This window comes from Priestia sp. P5_B4, assembly GCF_056400385.1.
In genome coordinates this window covers 1-1,178 of sequence record NZ_JBFULJ010001057.1, presented here as the reverse complement: position 1 = coordinate 1,178, position 1,178 = coordinate 1, and the positions used below count along the sequence as shown (strand labels likewise).

At 38.5% G+C, this 1,178-nt stretch carries 1 protein-coding gene; it reads right to left on the bottom strand.

All coding sequences use genetic code 11. The features are described 5' to 3' along the window. Window positions 1-1,178 (bottom strand): MMPL family transporter (locus AC1DRF_RS28735; RefSeq protein WP_477742404.1); only part of this gene is annotated, 1,178 nt, incomplete at both ends.

Below are 1,178 nucleotides of genomic sequence, written 5' to 3'. Positions count from 1 at the left end.
AATCTTCTTTTAATTGTTTTATAAAAGTAAAGGCATTTGTTAAAGGCTTTTCATTTAGCATATCTTGCTTAGCTTCTAGCACAAAATAAACGTCTGCCGTGTTTTTATTTATAAACGTATCGTTATACGTGTCAAAAGCTTGACGAGACTCGTATTTTGTTGGGAGCGCTTCTGAAGACGGTATTTCTAGATGCATGTCTTGAACGGGAATAAGTGCTACTAACAAAATGATAAGAGAAACAATCGTCATAGTTACAGGCCTTTTCATGACAAATGTAGCGAATGAACGCCACCTAGACTGACCGCCTTGTTCGCTGACTTTTAAGATGCGTAAACGATTAATGCGTGTACCTAATATAGCCAGTATGGAAGGAAGAAGCGTAAGAGCTGAAAACACAGCAATAAAAACAACAGCCATTCCTCCAAGAGCGACGTTTTGGAAAATATCCACTTGAATAAACAGCATTCCCGCTAATCCAATAAATACGCATAATCCCGAGAAGATGACCGAGCGTCCCGCTGTTTGAATGGTAATTTTGATTGCTTGTTCTACCGATTTTGTTTGAATTTCTTCTTTAAAGCGATTAATAAATAAAAGGGCAAAGTCAATACTAAGAGCTAATCCAATCATTGGAATCACATTTAAAATAAAGATGGACAGCTCTGTGTACGGATGAAAGAAATAGACAACGCCCATGGTGGTAACGACGGTTACAATTCCTATCATAAGAGGGATTGCAGCGGCTACCACGCCGCCAAAAGCTAGAAGAAGCACAACTAAAGCAACAGGAATACCAATGGCTTCCGCTTTTGCTAAATCAGCTTGGCTTGCTGTATTCATATCTTTTTCAATAATAGGACCACCGGTTAATTTTACACTCATTTTTTTTTCTTCAGCTGAAAGAGTTCTGATCTTTTCCACTCGTTTATCCATCGTGCCATCATCGTGATTAAAATGGATAATTCCATACGCTGTGCTTCCTTTTATCATCTTGTTAGAAGCCGCCGGTATGTCAACTTTCGACGCGTCTGATTTTTCCTTTGCTTTTTGCATATACTGAGCGATCGTTTGCTGGAATTTCGAGTCAGAAACTCCGTCTTTTTTTTCAAACAAAACGATGATCTGAGCTTCGCTAACGTCAAATTTATCAACTAAAAGCTGCTCGGTATCTTTATAC